Source organism: Helicobacter sp. L8 (genome assembly GCF_003660355.1).
In the GTDB taxonomy this organism is placed as follows: Bacteria; Campylobacterota; Campylobacteria; order Campylobacterales; family Helicobacteraceae; genus Helicobacter; species Helicobacter labacensis.
The window spans coordinates 32,795-51,585 of the sequence record NZ_QXQR01000002.1; the positions used below are offsets into that span (position 1 = coordinate 32,795).

Sequence of the window (18,791 nt, forward strand, 5' to 3'; positions counted from 1 at the left end):
ACAGCTTGAGTCGCCATGGATTAGCATAAGCGTTTTTATTAGCCAAGAAACATTAAAATAGCAGGCATGGAAAAACTTATAGCGTGGTTGTGTCTGTGCGTTGTGTTGTGCGCACAGGAGGCAACTTTTAAGGTTTATGACAAAACATTTAGCACCCTAATCAACACCCACACCCAGCCTAAAATTCTTTATCACCGGGGGTTGTGGCTTGAAGGACCGCAGGTGCTCCCTAATGGCGATTTGGTGGTGAGCGATGTAGAAGGCAATGAGGTCTTGTTATTCCAAAGAATCCACCATAAATTTAAAATGCGGGTGTTGCTCCAGCCATCGCACCGCCAAAATGGGCATGCCCTAGATACTAAGGGGCACTTAGTGGCAGTTAGTCATGGCAATAGGGATTTAGAACGCCTAGAACATGGACATTGGCATGTGTTAGCAAGCACTTACCACCACAAACGCTTCAATAGCCCCAATGATGTGATTGTAGATCACCAGGGCAATATCTATTTTAGCGATCCCAAATTTGGCTTGCTTGGATCAGGACAGATCGCTGCCCAAGAGGGCGAATTTATCTACCGCTACAACCCTCATACCAAACAAGTAGTGCGGCTCAACACCCCCTCGCTCAAAAGCCCCAACGGACTAGCCCTAAGCCCTGATGAAAAAATTCTCTACATTGCTGATAGCCAACTTGCCTACGATCCTAGCGATTTAAATTTAAAACACCAGATTTTAGCCTACGACATTTTCCCTAATCAAAGCTTACACAACGAACGGGTGTTTGTCGTGATTGCTCCGGGTTTTCCCGATGGCATCAAGGTCGATTCACAGGGCAATCTATGGGCTAGTAATGGGCATGGCATTCAGGTTTTCAACCCCCAAGGCAAGATGTTAGGCGAAATCATTCTGCCCCAAGTGGTGAGTAATTTAGCCTTTGATTCTAAAACCCCCGCCCTCTTTGTTACTTCAGATTCTAAACTCTACATGTTTAAACTAGGATCAAAGCAGAGCGACTAAGGGACTGAGGTTTGTCTAGCTTGTGGACTCCAAGGTTTGGAGTTTGTGCGCCATCTCTTCTAAGAGGGCTTTGCTTTGAGGATCGCTAAGGACGCTCTCTTGCATGAGTTTTAAGGACTTGCTCACCGCGCTGTGGTCTTTGAGCCCTAAAAATTGCGCAATGGCTACGCTAGAGTGGGGGGTAAGCTGGCGGGCTAAATAGATCACACTCTTTTTAGCCAAACTGACTTGGCGGGTGCGCGCGTTGCTTTGAATCTGAGAGGCTTTGAGATTGAGGCTGGAGGCAACCACCCTCAAAATGCGCTCCAAGCTAATTTCTTGGGCGCGCTCCTTGGTCGTTTCTTGCACGATGCCTTGTGCCATCTCTAGGCTAATGGGTTGGTGGCTGAGAGTGGCAGTCGCGCTTAGGCGCAAGATTGTGCCCTCAATTTGGCGGATATTCTCATTTAAATGGCTAGCCAGATAGTGCAACACCTCTTGAGGTAGACAAATGCGATCAAGGGCGCACTTTTGCTCAATAATGGCGAGTTTTGTCTCTAAAGTGGGGGGATGCACGCTGGCAATCATCCCCATCTCAAAGCGTGATAAGAGTCGTTCAGCCAAACCCTTGATGTCCTTAGGGGGTTTGTCTGAGCTCATCACAATTTGCTTATTTTGGGTGTGCAAGGCGTTAAAGGTGTGGAAAAACTCTTCTTGCACCTTCTCTTTGCCGCCAAAAAATTGCACATCATCAATCAAGAGGTAATCACAGGAGCGGTATTTCTCTTGGAACTTATCCATGCTATGGTGGTTTAACCCAGACACATAATCGTTGAGAAATTGTTCAGCGCTCACATAAAGCACACTCTTGAGTTGATCGCAGGCGTAATTCCCAATAGCATTGAGCAAGTGGGTTTTACCCAAGCCCACCCCGCCCACAAACAACACCGGATTATACACCCCTCTTTGGCGCGCCACTTGGGTGGCGATTTTGATCGCCATTTGGTTACACGCCCCCACCACCAAGCTTTCAAAACGAAAAACAGGGTTGAGAGTGGGGTTATTTTTGGCTAAGATGAGGGGTTTGGGAGGGGTGGGATTTTGCTGGCTCTTGGGGCGCACCTGCACCTGCACTTTGTAACCCTTGTGCGCGCCAATAGCGGTTTCTAAAAGGGTGCGGTATTTAGCGCTGATGTAATGGCACACCAACACATTGGGCGCGTAAAAGACAAAGAGATCAGCTTTAGAGGCATGCGCATCGTAGTGTAAGAGTTGCATGTAAGTCTTAAACTCGTATTCGCTCACACCCAACTTTACAGCGTCCCAAATTTGCTCGATCAAGCGCGCTCTTTAGATGCGCATGGCGCGCATGGAATTAGCCAGCGCGATCAAGGTTACCCCCACATCTCCAAAAACCGCCTCCCACAGCGTAGCGATCCCAAAAAAGCCTAGCACAATAAACATCGCCTTGATCCCTAGCGCAAAGACAATATTTTCAATGATGATGCGTTTGGTTTTCTTGGCGATCTTGAAAACCTTGAGAATGGACTCTAAGGAATTATTGGTGATTACAATGTCCGCGCTCTCTTTGCTAATCTGGCTAGCACTCCCCATGCTCATGCTCACATCCGCGCGCGCCAAAGTGGGAGCGTCATTAATCCCATCACCCACAAACGCGCTTTTATGCTTGTGCTGTTGTTGGAAGTTTTCAAACGCGCTGAGTTTATCCTCAGGCAAGAGATTGGCATAATAGGGGCAATCTAAAGCCTTAGCTACGCGCTTAGTGCTGTATTCATTGTCCCCACTCAAAATGCACATGTGTTCGATGCCCGCGCGCTTGAGCGCATCTAGGCATTCTTTGGCGTTGTCTTTAAGCGTGTCTGCTACCACGATGTAGCCCACATGTTGCCCATCAACAGCCACATGCACGATCGTGCCCTCTAAACTGCAGGCATCATGGGGAATATTGTATTTACGCAACATCTTTTCATTGCCCGCGATGATGAGATGGGCATGGCAACTGGCTTTAACCCCAAGCCCACCGATTTCTTGGTAGTCTTCAATTTCATGCTGGCACTGGCGCTTATAAGCCTTTTGAATAGAGATCGCAATGGGGTGGGTGGAGAGAATTTGTGCGCAAGAGGCATGTTCTAGCACATCTTCCTTAGTAAAGGGCGCAACGGGCACGACATCTACCACCTGAAATTCTCCCTTGCTCAAAGTGCCCGTCTTATCAAAAGCGATATTTTTCACTTGACTGAGTGCCTCTAAAGTTTGCACGCTTTTGATCAGAATCCCCGCGCGACTAGCCGCCCCCACGCCCCCAAAATACCCTAAAGGCACAGAGATCACCAGCGCACAAGGGCAACTCACCATCAAGGCAAAGAGTCCGCGGTAAATCCAAGTGTCAAAATCCCCATGCCCTAATAAGGGGGGGACAAGAGCGATCAAAAGGGCAATCACAAAGACAGCGGGGGTGTAGTAGCGCGCAAAGGTGGTGATGAACTTCTCAGTTTTAGATTTTTGGCTCACCGCATTAGACACCAAGTCTACAATTTTAGCCACCGAAGAATCCGCATAGAGCTTACTCACTTGGATTTCTAGCACGCCCCTAAGATTAATACTCCCCCCTAATACGGAGCTATTTTCCTTGACATTGAGGGGTAAAGATTCCCCTGTGAGGGCTTTTTGATCCAACAAACTCTCCCCGGTAAGCACTATGCCATCGGTGGGGATTTTCTCGCCCACCTTAACCACGACTATATCCCCAATACCTAGCGCGCTAGGCTCGACCTCTTGCATCTCTTGCCCTACTTTACGCACCGCGCGATTGGGCGCGACATCTAAGAGCGCGTGCAAGGATTGCTTAGAGCGCGCGATGGCAAGTTGTTGCAAAAACTCCCCGGCTGAGTAAAAAACCATGATCGATACGGCTTCTTCATGCGCGCCCACGCCAAAGGCGGCAATAGTAGCACTGAGCATGAGCGTGTTTTCATCAAAAAATTGTCTGTTTCTAATCGCCCGTAATGCGCCCAAAAAGACATCTCTGCCCGACACTACATACACCCCAGCTAAGACTGCGTAGCTTAAATAAAATTCCCAATTTTGGGTGCTAAAATGGATGGTGGCTATCGCTATTAAGTAGAGCGCGATACTAATGAGTAGAGGTGTTGCGCTGGGTTTAGACTCGCTTTGGGCTTCAGCGCAGAGTTCCATCTCGGGTTCTAATTGCTTGATGAGGGCTAAAGCTTTGGGCATGTCATGGGTTTTTAAATAGAGCGTGTTAGTGTTAAAAATCACCCGTGCCTCTTGGACATAGCTTTGTTTATTGAGTGCGCTTTCTAGTTTGTTGGCACAATCAGGGCAATCTAGCCCGGTGAAGTGGTATTTTTGCATCACTCAAACCTTTCTAAATTGGAGTGCCTTCAAGATATGTGGCTTGTCGATATTAGCACAGCTTGCTAAATCAGCAATGGTGCGCGCGATCTTTTTGGTTTTGTGGATCACGCGTTGGGAAAAGCCAAAGCGCATAATGGCTTGTTCTAACACCTGTGTGGCTTGGGGCTCGAGGGTGCAAAAGGTTTGCGTGTCCTGTTCAGAGAGTTTACCATTCAGGCAGGTTTGCCCTCTAGATTTTTGCATCTTGAAAGCTTCTAGCACGCGTTGGTGCATCTGTGCGGAGTTGAGTGTGCTCTTAGCTTGCGCCTCTGTAGGACTCATCTGCACGAAGAGATCGATGCGTTCTAAAAAGGGCGCGCTCAAGCGGTTTTTATAGGCACTGATGTCTTTTTCTAAACAACGGCAGACTCTAAAATTATCCGTCAAATTCCCACAAGGGCAGGGATTCATCGCCCCTATGAAGAGAAACGAAGTGTCGTAAGTGATCTTGCTAGCCACCCTAGAGATGACCAGCTGGTTATTTTCCATAGGCTCGCGCAAGGATTCCAAGATGTCTTTTTTGAAATGGGGCAATTCATCAAAGAATAAAATCCCATTATGGGCTAGGGCGATCTCCCCGGGTTTGGGATTATTAGCCTGTGTAGAGCCTAGAATACTGGACTTAGAGGCACTTTGGTGGGGACTTCTAAAACTTCTTAGAGGGCTATAAACGCTCTCTTGATCGCTTAAAATGCGTAACTTGATAGAGGTGATCATTTCATCTAGGGTGCTGGGAGGTAAGATGTAGCGCATGCGCTTGGCGATCATGCTCTTCCCACAACCCGGATTGCCCTCAAAGAGAATATTATGCATCCCACTTGCTGCGATGAGCGCGGCTTGTTTGGCATGCTCTTGTCCCTTGACATCGCTAAAATCTAGGGCGAAATCTTGCAAGTAATAATAGGGGGTGTTGCCAATGCGCAAACACTCAAAGGGCAAATTAGGCGCGTGGGTGCAGGGGGTTTGGGTGTCTTGGGTGATGATCTCTAAAGCTTGGTTTAAGTGCCCCACAAAGTGTAGGTGCAAATTAGGAATCAGGCTAAAGAGTTCTTGTCCGGCTTGGGGGAGGAGCACATGCGCGCCGGGAGCCTGCAAGGCAATGTCTAAGAGCATGGGAAAGATCGCATCGCTATGTTTGATCTTGCCATCTAAACCCAACTCACCAAAAGCAAACCACCTAGATTTAAGCGGGTTTCTTTGCAAGGCGACCAAGAGTGCCATGGGCAGATCAAAATGACTCCCGCTTTTGGGCAGATCGGAGGGGGAGAGGTTGATGGTGATCTTTAGGGGTGGGAAAGCAAAACCATTGTTTTGCAAAGCCCCTTGCACGCGCTGTTTGGATTCCTGAATGGCGCTATTGGCTAACCCGGCGATCACAAAGGCAGGCAGGGCGCGTGTGAAACTCCCCTCCACCTCCACAATTTTCGCGCTCACGCCCTGCATAGTGGCGCAATAAAGGGTATTCACATGGGTATGGGCGCGCATCAACCCTCACTCTTGAGAGTTTTTTTAAATTCCTTTTCAAATTTCTTGCGCTTGAACATAGAGAGTTTATCCACAAATAAAACCCCATTGAGATGATCGATCTCATGCTGGATTGCCACGCTCAAAAGCTCGCTGGCTTGCAACATTTTAGGCGTGCCGTGGCGATCTTGATAGGCTAGAGTGAGGTTAGCATGCCGTTCGATTTCCTCGTAAAATTCGGGCACGGACAAACAGCCCTCACGCCATAAAATACTGCCCTCTGTGTGGGTGATGACAGGGTTGATGATCTCTAAAGTGTTTTGGGGGTCTTGGGTTTCGTCCTCTTGGTCGGGTAAATTGATGATGAGAACGCGCTTGGGCACGCCCACTTGGATAGCGGCTAAACCTATGCCCTTGTGCGCGACCATGGTTTCATGCATGTCGTCTAAAAACGCGTGCAACTCTGAGTCAAAGGCATGCACCTCACTGGAGCGTAGGCGCAACTTCTTATGGGGGTATTGCAAAATTTCTAAGATCGCCATGTTAAGCCTGCTTAGAGCTCTTCACTAACACCTCATCTACAAGTCCGTATTCCTTGGCATCTTGCGCGCTCATGAAAAAATCCCGGTCGGTGTCTTGTTCGATCTTTTCTAAGGGCTGGCCGGTGTTGGTTGCCATGATTTGGTTGAGTAAATCCTTTAGGCGCAAAATTTCTTTAGTGTAAATAGCGATGTTGGCTGCCTGTCCTTGCGTGCCCCCTAGGGGTTGGTGGATCATAATCCTAGAGTGGGGCAAAGAAAAGCGTTTGCCCTTGGTCCCACAACTGAGCAAGAACGCCCCCATCGAGGCAGCCTGCCCGATACAGATGGTGCAAATATCTGGGTGGATGTAGTTCATGGTGTCATAAATGCTAAAGCCACTCGTAACAGAACCGCCAGGAGAATTGATATAGAGGTTGATGTCCTTTTCGGGGTCTTCGGCTTCTAAGAATAGCAATTGCGCCACAATGCTAGAAGCCACCGCATCGTTAATCTCTCCACTCAGCAAAACGATGCGATCCTTTAAAAGTCTTGAGTAGATGTCATAGCTACGCTCACCCCGTCCCGTCTTTTCAATGACATAGGGAATGTAATTCAAGAAACCCTCCTCTTTAAGCTTTGCTTAAATGTTTGTCGAGCAAGAAAGTGAGCACGCGATCCTCAATCATCGCCATTTTAACCGCCGGGAGCATGTTGTTTTTTTGGTAGTAATCTATGAATTGCTGGGGGTTTTGGTTAGTCATCATGGCTTCATAGTAGAGGGTTTGGAAGACTTCATTATCCTGCACTTCAATCTTTTCTTGCTTGGCTAAAGCGTCTATGATGAAAGTTACCTTCACACTTTTAAGCGCATTTTCCCTAAAACTCTCGCGCTTCTTTTGCACCTTAGAGGGATTTTCTTGGAGTCGCTTGATCTCTTCTGCGGGCATGTTTTGTAAGGATTGGCGCAAGGAGAGATCCATTTCCTGCTCCACAATGGTGCTAGGCAGATCAAAACAAAAGGTTTCATCCAGCTTATTGATGAGCTGCTCTTTTAACTCTTGGTTGTAGAGCTTGGTTTTAGCCTCCAAGAAAAGCTGATCTTTGATCTTTTCTTGCAATAATTCCAAAGTGGGTTCTTTTTCTTGATTAAGCACGGCTTTGACAAACGCGTCATCAATCTCAGGGATTTGGCGGATTTGGATCTTATGGAGTTTGGCATGGAAAGAAACTTCCTTACCTGCTAGGGTGGCGTTAGTGTAGTCTTTGGGGAAGGTTACCGCAAAGTATTTTTCATCGCCCACTTTCATCCCCACTAATTCTTTTTCAAAACTCTCCAACAAACGCCCTTCACCCACGATGAGCGCAAAATTCTGCGCTTGGTTACCTTCAAAGGGCTGGTTGTCTAAAAGACCCTCGAAGTCTATCACCACACCATGCCCCTTAGCCACAGCACTGCCCTCTGGCGCGTCTGAAAAAGTGGACTTTTCCTTAGCTAATAACGCAAGGCGATCTTGGATTTGTTTTTGGCTAATCTGGGCTACAGAAAAATTAGGGATACAAGCCTCCACACCAGAGAGATCGATAGTGGGCTTGAGACCAACATTGAGTTCGATCTCAAAATGTGTGTCCTGTTTGGTGAATTTGAGAACCGCTGGGCTACCTATCATCTCCTGGGGAGTGAGTTCTAGGGCTTTTACCCCCGCTTGCAAGACTGAGTCCAATAATTCCTTTTGGGATTCTTGTTCGATATGCCCCTGGTAGCGTTGCTTGATGATCTCCAAAGGGGCTTTACCCTTCCTAAACCCATCTATTTTGGTGTTCTTGGCGATCTTTTGGGCGATCTTATTGGATTTGTCTTCAAAATCCTGTAAGGAAGGCTTGGCGTAGATACGCGCGTTGGCTCCATCCAGCCTTTTGGTTTCTAAATCCATTCCATAACTCCTTGAGTTTGAGTATAATAAGGATTCATTCTAACTAAATATGCGTTAATCCACAATAAAAACCCTTTGGAGGATTATGTCTTTAGAAACTCTCAAAGCCCGCCTACAACTTGTGCGCGATCTCTCGCCGCGCTATGGCATGGTGTGTAAGATTTTACCCAACATGGTGTTTGTGCAGGGGTTTTTACCCTCTGTGGGCGATGTCGTGAAGGTAGAACGGAGCGATGGCAAGGAATGCTTAGGTATGGTGGTGGTGGTAGAACAAGGGCAATTTGGCTTTGCGCCCTTTTCCTTTGTGGAGGGGTGCAAGGTGGGAGATCGCGTGCTCTTTGTCAAAGAGGGTTTGAGTTTTCCTGTGGGGGAGGGTTTGTTAGGGCGCGTGCTAGACCCCTTGGGCAATCCCTTAGATGGGCTAGGGTTTGTGCGGGCAAACGCGTTCGCGCCCGTCATGGTAGAGCCCATGAAACCCTTAGATCGAGGCGTGATTGATGAAATGTTTGGAGTGGGGGTTAAGAGCATCGATGCCTTATTGCCCTGTGGCAAGGGGCAGAAGATGGGGATTTTTGCGGGCAGTGGGGTGGGTAAATCCACGCTGATGGGTATGGTGGTGCGCGGTTGCAACGCGCCTATCAAGGTGATCGCGCTCATCGGGGAGCGCGGGCGCGAAATCCCAGAGTTTATCCACAAAAATTTACAGGGCAATTTAGACAACACGGTCTTGGTGGTGGCGACCAGCGATGACTCTCCTCTAATGCGTAAATACGGCGCGTTTTGTGCGATGAGCGTGGCGGAGTATTTTAAAAACCAAGGGCATGATGTGTTGTTTTTGATGGATTCGATCACGCGTTTTGCGATGGCACAGCGCGAAATAGGGCTTGCTATGGGAGAACCTCCCACTAGCAAAGGCTACCCTCCCTCAGCACTGACTTTACTCCCCCAGCTTATGGAGCGCGCGGGCAAGGAAAAGAATAAGGGGAGTATCACGGCGTTTTTCACCGTGTTAGTGGAGGGCGATGATCTCTCAGATCCGATCGCCGATCAAGCCCGCAGTATCTTAGATGGACATATTGTGCTCAGTCGTGAACTTACCGACCATGGGGTTTATCCCCCCATCAATATTCTCAATTCAGCTTCAAGGGTGAGCAAGGAAGTCAGCACCCTTGAGCATCTCAAAGCCACGCGCAAATTCCGCAAGCTCTACGCCCTATTGAAAGAAAATGAAGTCTTGATTCGCATCGGGTCTTACCAACAGGGTTTTGATTTAGAATTAGACGAGGCGATCGCCAAAAAGGCGGGCATGGAGGCTTTCATGGCGCAAGAGGAGGAAGAAATTATACAGAGTGAGGTGAGTATCCCCGAATTGATCGCGCTTATGCAAGAATCTTAAGATTGCATAAAGGATAGCGTGGTATACCAAATTTACCATGAGTATTAGATTTTATCCATTTTTTCCAATCCCATTTTTTTATTAGGAGACTCCATGGAACGCGTGTATTTAGACAATAATGCCACCACTAAGGTAGATCCAGCCGTAGAGAGCCTTATGGCTCCCTATTTTAGTGCCCAGTATGGCAACCCCAACTCTTTGCATAAATTTGGCACAGAAACCCACCCGGCGATCTTAGATGCCTTTGACAAACTCTATGCGGGCATAGGCGCGCGCAATGAGGACGACATTATCATCACTTCCTGCGCTACAGAGAGCAATAACTGGGTGCTCAAGTCCATGTATTTTGACGCGTATCTCAAGCAGGGCAAAAACCACATCATCACCACCGAGGTGGAGCATCCGGCCGTGCAAGCTACCTGCGAGTTTTTAGAAAGCGTGGGGATGGAGGTAACCTACCTGCCCATCAACGCGCAAGGCACAATTAGTGCCCAGCAGGTTAAAGAGGCTATCACACAGGACACCGCCTTGGTGAGCGTGATGTGGGCTAATAACGAAACCGGTTTGATCTTCCCCATTGAGGAGATCGGCGCGGTGTGTAAAGAAAAGGGTGTGTTGTTCCACACGGACGCGGTGCAAGCCATTGGCAAAATCCCGGTTAGCGTGCAAAAAGCCCATGTGGATTTTCTCTCTTTTTCAGCCCATAAATTCCACGGACCTAAGGGTGTGGGGGGTTTATATATCCGCTCAGGGGTGGAACTCACGCCACTTTTGCATGGCGGGGAGCACATGCGCGGAAGGCGTAGCGGGACTTTGAATGTGCCCTACATTGTGGGCATGGGCGAGGCGATGCGCTTAGCTCAAGAGAATTTGGACTATGAGAAGGAAGTGGTTGCCACACTGCGTAACAAACTAGAGGACGCGCTTTTGAGCATTAAAGATGTGTCCGTGATTGGGGATCGCACTTACCGCGTGCCTAACACTACCTTGGTGAGTGTGCGCGGGATTGAGGGCGAAGCGATGCTATGGGATTTGAATCGCGCGAATATCGCTGCTTCCACAGGGAGCGCGTGCGCGAGCGAAGATTTACAGGCTAACCCGGTGATGGTCGCCATTGGCGCGGACAAGGAGTTAGCCCACACGGCGATTCGCTTTTCTTTGAGTCGTTTCAATAGGGCAGAAGAAATTGACTACACCATTGAGGCGTTTGGGAAAGCCGTGAAGCGTCTGCGCAATATTTCTAGCGCCTACGGGTTTTAAGGAGATCGCATGGCAAAGAGCAATTTATTAGGTGGCGCGCTATGGGATGCGTATTCTAAGGAAGTCAGCAGACGCATGAATAACCCCACACACTTGGGGGTTATTACGCAAGAGGAAGCGCAGGCTAAGGGGGGTAAACTCATTGTAGCCGATTATGGCGCGGAGGCGTGTGGGGATGCGGTGCGCCTTTACTGGTTGGTAGACCCTAAAACCGATGTGATTGTGGACGCTAAGTTTAAGAGCTTTGGGTGTGGGACAGCCATCGCTAGCTCGGATATGATGGTGGAATTGTGCTTGGGTAAACGGGTGCAAGACGCGGTTAAGATCACCAATTTAGATGTGGAACATAGCTTAAGGGATCATCCCGATGTGCCCGCTGTGCCCGGACAAAAAATGCACTGCTCGGTGATGGCTTATGATGTGATTAAGCAAGCTGCTGGGCAGTATCTAGGCAAGAATCCGGAGGATTTTGAAAGCGAGATCATCGTGTGCGAGTGCGCGCGGGTGAGTTTGGGCACGATTAAGGAAGTGATTCGCCTCAATGATCTAAAGAGCGTGGAGGAGATCACCCAATACACTAAGGCTGGGGGCTTTTGTAAAAGCTGTGTGAAACCCGGAGGGCATGAGGCTAGGGAGTATTACTTGGTAGATATTCTCAAAGATGTGCGCACAGAAATGCAAGCCGAAGCGCTGAAAGAGAACGCGCAAAAATCCTTGAGCGGGAATTTAGCCTTTGTGGACATGACAATGGTGCAGAAAGTCAAGGCGATCGATCACACCATCGATCTACACATCCGTCCCATGCTCATGATGGATGGGGGGAATTTGGAGATCTTGGACATCAAAGAGGGTGGGGGCTTTGTAGATGTTTACATCCGCTACATGGGCGCATGCGATGGATGTGCCAGCGCGGCTACGGGGACTTTATTTGCCATTGAAGGGGTCTTGCAAGAACACCTAGATGAGCATATCCGCGTCTTGCCCATCTAAGCAAAGCAGGGGGGGGGGATTAGTTTTTCATTCTGTGTTATAATGGGGTCATCATCTTAACATTTGAAGGTTTTTCATGCACAATATCAGACAGGGGGTTTTATTTGCAGGCATCGCCCTGACCTTTTCAGGCTGTCTTTTCATCAAGCACCCCTCTAGAACCCCAACTCCAGCTAGCAAGCCCAAACCCGAACCCACCGCCCACAAACCCGCACAGAAATTCACCAAAAAGCACCAACCCAAAAAAATCGTTGGGGACACCCTCTTGGATTTCCACTACCCCATCAAGATCGTCCAAGAACCTATCAATAACCGCTTTATAGGACTTCTTGCGCCCCATATGCAGGTGAGCGATAATCTCAAACCCTATGTGGCGCAATTCCAAGAAGCCCTGCTCGATCAAATCCAAGAGATCTTCCAAAAACGCGGTTATCAAGTCCTGCGCTTTAGCACTAGACAATCCCTCAGTGCCGCACAAAAGCACAAGACATGGGCGGTGTTGGATTTGAGTGGCTGGGTGGGCGTGCTAGAGGATGTGAAAATGAACACCAGCGATCCAGCCAAGCAGGATTTAGATGTCATGGTGGATCAAAGTTCGGGTTCGGTGTGGTTTAATTTCTTCGAGCCTGAAACGGGCAGGGTGATTCACAATTTTGGAGTGGATGTGGGCAATTACCAAGCAGTAACCCACACTTACAGCTACCGCGCCACAAATTCGGGCGGATTTTACGCGCCCCGCGTAGAGGATCAAACCCAGTTAATTAAAGACAAGGACGATGCGATCCGCAAGATCTTAAACGACATGTACACCAAAGTGATGCGCTCTTTGGTGGAGGAGCTAACAGACACCAATATCAACCGCTACAGAAATGCCATAGAAAAAATTAAAAAATAGATGGGTGATGATGAACAAGGTGAGTATTTCCGCAAAACTCTATGGGGGCTTTGGGGCTGTGATTATCTTAATAGTGATCTTGAGCGGGATAGGTATTTTGCGGGTGCGCACCATCAATCATCTCTTAAGCGAGATCACAAACTACAACGCCCTCAAGGAACGCTACGCTATTAACATGCGCGGGGCTGTGCATGACCGCTCTATTGCTGTGCGCGATGTGGTGATCACCAAAGACCCCCAGTTTTTACAAACCCAAGTCGCCTTGATCACCAAACTCTACAACGACTACAAAGTGGCTAAAGAGTCTATGGACAATCTCTTTGCCCACCCCCATGACTTGGAGCGCATCAGCCAAGAGGAGCGCGCTTTGTATAGCCAAATCAACGCTATCGATGCCATCGCAGTGCCCCAGATTGAAAAACTCATTGCCCTGAAAAGACAAGATACACAGCTAGCTGCAGACTTCTTAAGCCAGCATTTAGCCCAAAGCTTCATCAAATGGTTAGCCGCGATCAACGCTTTCATTGACCATGAGGAGAATCTCAACAAACAGCTCACTTCGCTCGCCAAGAGTATCGCTAACGACTTTAGCCACTTGATGATCACCTTAACTCTTGTAGCTCTTGTCATTGGAGTTGCCATTGCGATCATGATTGTGCGCCACATTAGTGCTTCTTTGGGGGCTGAACCCCTTGCTATTAAAAAGATTGTGTGCGCCATTGCTGAGGGCAATCTCTCTAGGTCTATGCGCGCGTGTTCTACAGGCAGTGCCCTAGAAGCCATCCAAGAGATGCAAGCCTCTATGGTGAACATTATTAGACAGATTGGTCAATCTTCTGATGACATTACCATAAAATCCGCATTGGTTTCCAACCTCTCGCGTATCTCACAAGAAAACGCCAACAAACAAAAGGAGATGACTGCAGAGCTCATCAAAAGCATGAGTTATGTCCAAAATAGTATCCAAGGGGTGAGTAACACCATCGCCCAAACAGAGGAAAACTCCTTGCAAAGTGTGGAGTTGAGTCAAAAGGGTAAAGAAGCGGTGAACGACACCGCACAGAGCATGGAGGGCATTACCCAGAGTGTGCGCGCGGGCGCAGAGCAGATCCAATCCCTAGACAAACATGCCCAAAACATCGGGCAGAGTGCGGAGCTCATTCAGGGCATCGCTGATCAAACAAATTTATTGGCTTTGAATGCCGCCATTGAAGCCGCACGCGCGGGTGAACATGGCAGAGGTTTTGCGGTGGTGGCAGATGAGATCCGCAAGCTAGCCGAACACACTAGCGGAGCGACCCAAGAGATCGATCGTATCATCAAGATTATCCAAGAGGAAACCAAGAAATCTGTAGCCAGTATGGAACACATGGTTGCTGAAATCACCAAGAGTCAGGAGCATGCCAATTTAGCCTCCGGCGCGCTAGAGGCTATCTACAACAAAGCCACCAGCTCGCTAGAGGACGCTAAAAGTGTGGTAATCCATTCTAAAAACCAATTCCAAGACATCGCCAATATCGCCACACAGATCAAGCAGATCGCTAAGATCGCCCATGAAGTTGCCACCTCTATGAGTGGCAATACCCAAGAAATCGCTGTTTTGGAACGCACAGCGCAGGACTTGCAAAAAATCGTGCGTAAATTTACGCTGTAATTGTGCTATAATTGGGTATCTACACTAAGGAGTTTTGATGAAAATTTTGGTGATTCAGGGACCTAATTTGAATATGCTAGGGCATCGCGATCCTAGACTGTATGGTCCTGTAACTTTGGATCAAATCCATGAGAATTTGGAGAATTTTGCTAAGCAAAACGAACAGAGCGATTTGGAGCTGGAGTTTTTTCAAACCAATTTTGAGGGTGAGATCATCGATCGCATCCAAGAATGTGTGGGGAGCGAGGTAGAGGGGATTATTATTAACCCCGGGGCGTTCTCGCACACTTCTGTGGCGATCGCCGATGCGATCATGCTTGCAGACATGCCCGTGATTGAGGTGCATTTGAGCAATATTTTCGCGCGCGAAGATTTTAGAAAAACTAGCTACACGGGGGCGGCTAGCATGGGTGTGGTAACCGGTTTGGGGCACTATGGCTACCATGTGGCTTTGATTGCCATGATGCAGGTGCTAGCTGAGATCAAGGCGATCAAAGAGAACCAAGTGCAAAACAACAGCACTCCGGGGGGAAGTGCTTGAGTGTAGCTCCCCATTTTACCACCGATGAGAACGCCCAATATTTTGCTTGTGGCTATAGTTGCGACCATGGGGTTTTCTTGCAATTAGAAGATCGGGCGTTTTTCATCACCGATGCGCGCTACACTTTGGAGGCGCGCGCGGGCGTGCGCGCGGGCGTGGAAGTGGTAGAGAGCTTTGATCTGTGGGCAAAAGCCATTGAATTAGCCCAAAAAACTCCCAAACTCTATTTTGACAGCGCACAGATTAGCGTGCATGTTTATGGGCGCTTGGAGGCGGGCTTGAGAGGCTGTAAGCTCATAGGGGAGAGCGACTACCACAGAAAACAGCGTATCATTAAGAGTGAAGCCGAGATCGCTTTGCTCAGACACGCCCAAGCGTTGAATGTGGAAGCGTTTGAGAGTTTCGCGCGGGCATGCGCGCAAGGAGAAGTGGAGAGAGCGTTGCAATTCAAGAGCAAAGCTTTTTTGACTTGTGAGGGGGAGCTTGATTTGAGTTTTGAGCCCATTGTGGCGATCAACGCCAATGCCGCTAAACCGCATGCCCTACCCAGCCCACAAACACGCTTGCAAAAAGGGGATTTGCTTTTGGCAGACATGGGGATTAAATACCAGCGTTATTGCGCCGATCGCACCCGCACCGCCTGTTTCGGTGAAAATTTTAGCTTTGATCGCACCCAGTGTTTCAAGGATAAAACCTTACAAGAGATTTACGATGTGGTGCGTGAAGCCCAAGAGCGCACCATCGAGAATTTGCGCGCGGGTATGACGGGCAAGCAAATCGATGCGATCGCGCGGGGAGTGATCGCGCAAAGCGGGTATGGAGAGTTTTTCAGCCATAGCACTGGGCATGGGATCGGCTTGGACATCCACGAATTGCCCTTTATTTCACCTAGAAGTGAGATGATTATTGAAGAGGGCATGGTTTTTTCAGTGGAACCTGGGATTTACATCCCCGGGCGATACGGGGTGCGTATTGAAGATTTAGTGGTGGTGAAACATTCTAGGGCTGAGGTTTTGTGATGGGGTGAGATGCACGCTTGTCTACACGCGCTTTTTTCCTAGCAAGTGTGCTCGTGCCTACCCTTTGAAGAATAGAGCGACTTTGGGTATAGGGAGTAATGTGGGCGATTCTAAAAAGATTTTTGAAGCGTTGTGGCTGTATCTTACACGCCACCGCCTATTTTCGCGCCTGCACTCCTCGCCACTGTATCTTAATCCGGCCTTTGGCTATACTAAACAAAGGGATTTCACCAACGCCACCTTGTCTTTTGACACGGCTTTGGGTGTGTTAGAATTGTTTAGGCTGGTGTTCTATTTGGAAAGACGCTGGGGGCGCGCGCGCAAACGCCCCTTTAAAAACGCCCCAAGGACGCTAGACATTGACATGCTATTTTTCAACCGCATGGTGTATAAACAGCCCTATTTGACTCTGCCCCACCCTAAATGGAAACAACGCGCTTCGGTGCTTGTGCCCTTATTCTTGCAACGCCTAGCATGGAGGGGGGCATGAAACTCTATACTTATAGTGGAGAAACCACCGCTGAAGCCTTGAAGCGCGCCCAAAGCGAACATGGGCACAACGCCTTAGTGGTGAAAGCTCAAGAGATTCGCAAGAAGAGTCTCACAGAACCCGGGCTTTATGAAGTGGTGGTGGCTGTGGACAAGCCCAAAGAAGAGAGCAAACCCAAGAGCAATAGCATGCAAGAGCGTCTAGAGAACGCCTTGCAACCCCCCCCTCGCCCCAAAGAGAGCACCCCACCCCTCAAAGAAGAAGTGAGCATTGAACTCTCCAAAACCCTAGAGGAGATGCGCAAGCTTGCCGGAGTCTCTACCCCGCCCCCCCCACCTCCTGCCCCCCAAGCTGGCGCGCTCAACCCCCCAAAGAGAGCGCACCCCTCAAGCAAGACAAAGAGGGGGTAGGGTTGCACTCCATCAAGGGTGAACTCAACAAGATTAACGATAATCTCAAACTCATCCAAAACATGGTATGGAGCGAGGAAAAGGGACAAAATTTTGTGATCCCCCATGAGTTTGCTGAGATTTACCGCTTGGCTAAAAATAGCGGCATGCACAAACTGCATTTAGATGAGATCATGCGCTTGAGCTTGGAGATGATGCCTGTGAAGATGCGCGAAAACTCAGTAACGGTGAAGCGTTATTTTAGAGAGGTTTTGCGCAAGATGATTTATTGTCGCCATGAGAGTTTAGATCCTAGCTACAAGAAAATTTTAATGCTAGTGGGACCTACGGGGGTGGGTAAGACCACCACCTTAGCCAAGCTGGCTGCGCGTTATTCTAAATTGCTGGACAAGAAATACAAGGTGGGGATTTTAACCTTGGATACCTACCGCATCGGGGCGGTGGAACAGCTCAATTGGTATGCTAAGAAAATGAAGATTAGCATTGAAACCGTGATGGATTCAGAAGACTTCAGTAAGGAAATGCAGGCTTTGGAGTATTGTGATGTGGTGTTGATTGACACGACAGGGCACTCCCAGCATGACAAAAAGAAAATTGAAGCCTTGAAAAAGTTCACGCAAAATGGCTATAAGATAGACACCACTTTGGTGTTGTCGCTCACCACGAAATACGAGGATTTGAAAGACATTTATCAAGCCTTTAGCCCCTTAGAAATTGATAGCTTGATCTTCACAAAACTAGACGAGAGTCGGGGGTTTGGGAATTTGTTTTCCTTAGTTTATGAGAGCAAAAAGCCCATTAGCTACTTGTGTATCGGGCAGGAAGTGCCGATGGATTTATTGGTGGCGAGTAACGATTACTTGGTGGATTGCATGTTAGATGGATTCATCCATCCAGATAGGAAAAGAGTATGACGCACAACCAAGCAAGCGGTCTGGAGCACATCATGGAGCCTAGGAGTATTTTCAGCAAAAAAGGCAAGACTAAATTTGTTGCCATCACTAGCGGTAAGGGTGGGGTGGGTAAATCCACCATCAGCGCGAATTTAGGCTATAGCCTTTTTAAGAGCGGTTACAAGGTAGGCGTGCTAGACGCGGACATTGGGCTGGCTAATTTAGATATTATCTTTGGGATTAAAACCAGCAAGAATATCTTGCACGCCCTAAGGGGGGAGGCGCGTTTTAATGAAGTGGTCTATCGCATTGAAGAGGGGTTTTACTTGGTGCCCGGGGATAGCGGGGAGGAGATTTTTAAATATGTGAGCCAAGAGATTTTGGATAGCTTTGTAGATGAAGAAAATGTGCTAGATGATTTAGATTACATGATCATTGACACAGGGGCGGGGATTGGGGAGTTTACCCAAGCCTTTTTGCGCGCAAGCGATTGCGTAGTGGTGATCACCACTTCTGATCCAGCGGCTATCACCGATGCCTACACCACCATTAAGATCAACTCTAAGAATAAGGACGATGTCTTTGTGCTGGTGAACATGGTTGATTCGGCAGACAAAGCCATGCAGATTTTCAACGGAATCCAGCGCGTGGCTAAAGAGAATATCCCGCACATGACCTTGAATTATCTAGGCTATATCCAAAATAGCAACGCGCTTAGACAATCCATCAAAAACCGCAAACTCCTATGCCAAAGCGAACCGTTTAATACCTTTTCTTTTGCCATAGGGCAGGTTTCTAAAATTTTAACCATGAAAATGGAACACAATGTGTTAGAAACGCCTAAGGACAATTTCATCGGGTTTTTCAAGCGTTTGCTCAAATACTTGTAAGGT

16 protein-coding genes and 1 pseudogene are annotated in these 18,791 nt (G+C 48.4%); 11 read left to right on the top strand and 6 right to left on the bottom strand.

Annotated features, from left to right (window positions below; translation table 11 throughout):
• The first annotated feature begins 66 nt into the window (after positions 1–66).
• The gene (locus EAO37_RS01300) at positions 67–1,017 is read left to right on the top strand and encodes an SMP-30/gluconolactonase/LRE family protein (protein ID WP_120951097.1); all 951 of its coding nucleotides are present in this window, start codon (positions 67–69) and stop codon (positions 1,015–1,017) included.
• Positions 1,018–1,032: 15 nt separating this feature from the next.
• Here EAO37_RS01300 and dnaA read toward each other — a convergent pair whose 3' ends face one another.
• The 6 genes from dnaA to tig are packed head-to-tail and all read right to left on the bottom strand — an operon-like array spanning position 1,033 to position 8,350.
• Positions 1,033–2,337: a chromosomal replication initiator protein DnaA gene (gene dnaA / locus EAO37_RS01305; RefSeq protein ID WP_120944084.1), complete on the bottom strand. Its 1,305-nt coding sequence runs from the start codon at positions 2,335–2,337 to the stop codon at positions 1,033–1,035.
• Positions 2,338–2,346: 9 nt separating this feature from the next.
• Positions 2,347–4,392 (bottom strand): heavy metal translocating P-type ATPase, encoded by a 2,046-nt coding sequence (locus EAO37_RS01310; RefSeq protein ID WP_120951276.1) that lies wholly within the window; start codon positions 4,390–4,392, stop codon positions 2,347–2,349.
• A gap of 3 nt (positions 4,393–4,395) precedes the next feature.
• On the bottom strand, positions 4,396–5,877 hold the full coding sequence (locus EAO37_RS01315; RefSeq protein ID WP_205589729.1) for a YifB family Mg chelatase-like AAA ATPase: 1,482 nt from the start codon (positions 5,875–5,877) through the stop codon (positions 4,396–4,398).
• A gap of 41 nt (positions 5,878–5,918) precedes the next feature.
• Positions 5,919–6,440, bottom strand: a complete 522-nt coding sequence (gene def, locus EAO37_RS01320; RefSeq protein WP_120944080.1) for a peptide deformylase — start codon at positions 6,438–6,440, stop codon at positions 5,919–5,921.
• A gap of 1 nt (position 6,441) precedes the next feature.
• Positions 6,442–7,035: an ATP-dependent Clp endopeptidase proteolytic subunit ClpP gene (gene clpP / locus EAO37_RS01325; RefSeq protein WP_120944078.1), complete on the bottom strand. Its 594-nt coding sequence runs from the start codon at positions 7,033–7,035 to the stop codon at positions 6,442–6,444.
• Positions 7,036–7,048: 13 nt separating this feature from the next.
• Entirely contained in the window at positions 7,049–8,350 is a 1,302-nt protein-coding gene (gene tig, locus EAO37_RS01330; RefSeq protein WP_120944076.1) for a trigger factor, read from the bottom strand.
• A gap of 85 nt (positions 8,351–8,435) precedes the next feature.
• On the opposite strand from tig, the gene fliI reads away from it, so the two are divergent.
• The 10 genes and pseudogenes from fliI (at position 8,436) to EAO37_RS01380 (ending at position 18,788) form a co-directional block, all read left to right on the top strand.
• Positions 8,436–9,746, top strand: a complete 1,311-nt coding sequence (gene fliI, locus EAO37_RS01335; protein ID WP_120944074.1) for a flagellar protein export ATPase FliI — start codon at positions 8,436–8,438, stop codon at positions 9,744–9,746.
• Positions 9,747–9,839: 93 nt separating this feature from the next.
• On the top strand, positions 9,840–11,006 hold the full coding sequence (locus tag EAO37_RS01340; RefSeq protein WP_120944072.1) for a NifS family cysteine desulfurase: 1,167 nt from the start codon (positions 9,840–9,842) through the stop codon (positions 11,004–11,006).
• 9 nt (positions 11,007–11,015) lie between these two features.
• Positions 11,016–11,996 (top strand): iron-sulfur cluster assembly scaffold protein, encoded by a 981-nt coding sequence (locus EAO37_RS01345; RefSeq protein WP_120944070.1) that lies wholly within the window; start codon positions 11,016–11,018, stop codon positions 11,994–11,996.
• Positions 11,997–12,072: 76 nt separating this feature from the next.
• Complete coding sequence (locus tag EAO37_RS01350) at positions 12,073–12,891, top strand: HpaA family protein (RefSeq protein WP_120944068.1); 819 nt, start codon at positions 12,073–12,075, stop codon at positions 12,889–12,891.
• 7 nt (positions 12,892–12,898) lie between these two features.
• Positions 12,899–14,545, top strand: coding sequence for a methyl-accepting chemotaxis protein (locus tag EAO37_RS01355; RefSeq protein ID WP_235852959.1), 1,647 nt, complete (start codon positions 12,899–12,901; stop codon positions 14,543–14,545).
• Between the two features lie 37 nt (positions 14,546–14,582).
• Positions 14,583–15,086 carry a type II 3-dehydroquinate dehydratase gene (gene aroQ / locus EAO37_RS01360; RefSeq protein WP_120944064.1) on the top strand — a complete coding sequence of 168 codons (504 nt, stop codon included), beginning with the start codon at positions 14,583–14,585 and terminating at the stop codon, positions 15,084–15,086.
• Positions 15,083–16,105 carry an aminopeptidase P family protein gene (locus EAO37_RS01365; RefSeq protein WP_120944061.1) on the top strand — a complete coding sequence of 341 codons (1,023 nt, stop codon included), beginning with the start codon at positions 15,083–15,085 and terminating at the stop codon, positions 16,103–16,105. The genes aroQ and EAO37_RS01365 overlap by 4 nt, the downstream gene beginning before the upstream one ends.
• Positions 16,106–16,109: 4 nt before the next feature.
• Positions 16,110–16,595 carry a 2-amino-4-hydroxy-6-hydroxymethyldihydropteridine diphosphokinase gene (folK, locus tag EAO37_RS01370; protein ID WP_120944059.1) on the top strand — a complete coding sequence of 162 codons (486 nt, stop codon included), beginning with the start codon at positions 16,110–16,112 and terminating at the stop codon, positions 16,593–16,595.
• A pseudogene (gene flhF, locus EAO37_RS01375) lies at positions 16,592–17,919 on the top strand (flagellar biosynthesis protein FlhF). Before folK ends, flhF begins: the two are co-directional and overlap by 4 nt.
• Entirely contained in the window at positions 17,916–18,788 is an 873-nt protein-coding gene (locus tag EAO37_RS01380; RefSeq protein ID WP_120944055.1) for a P-loop NTPase, read from the top strand. The pseudogene flhF and the gene EAO37_RS01380 overlap by 4 nt, the downstream one beginning before the upstream one ends.
• The last annotated feature ends 3 nt before the right edge of the window (positions 18,789–18,791 follow it).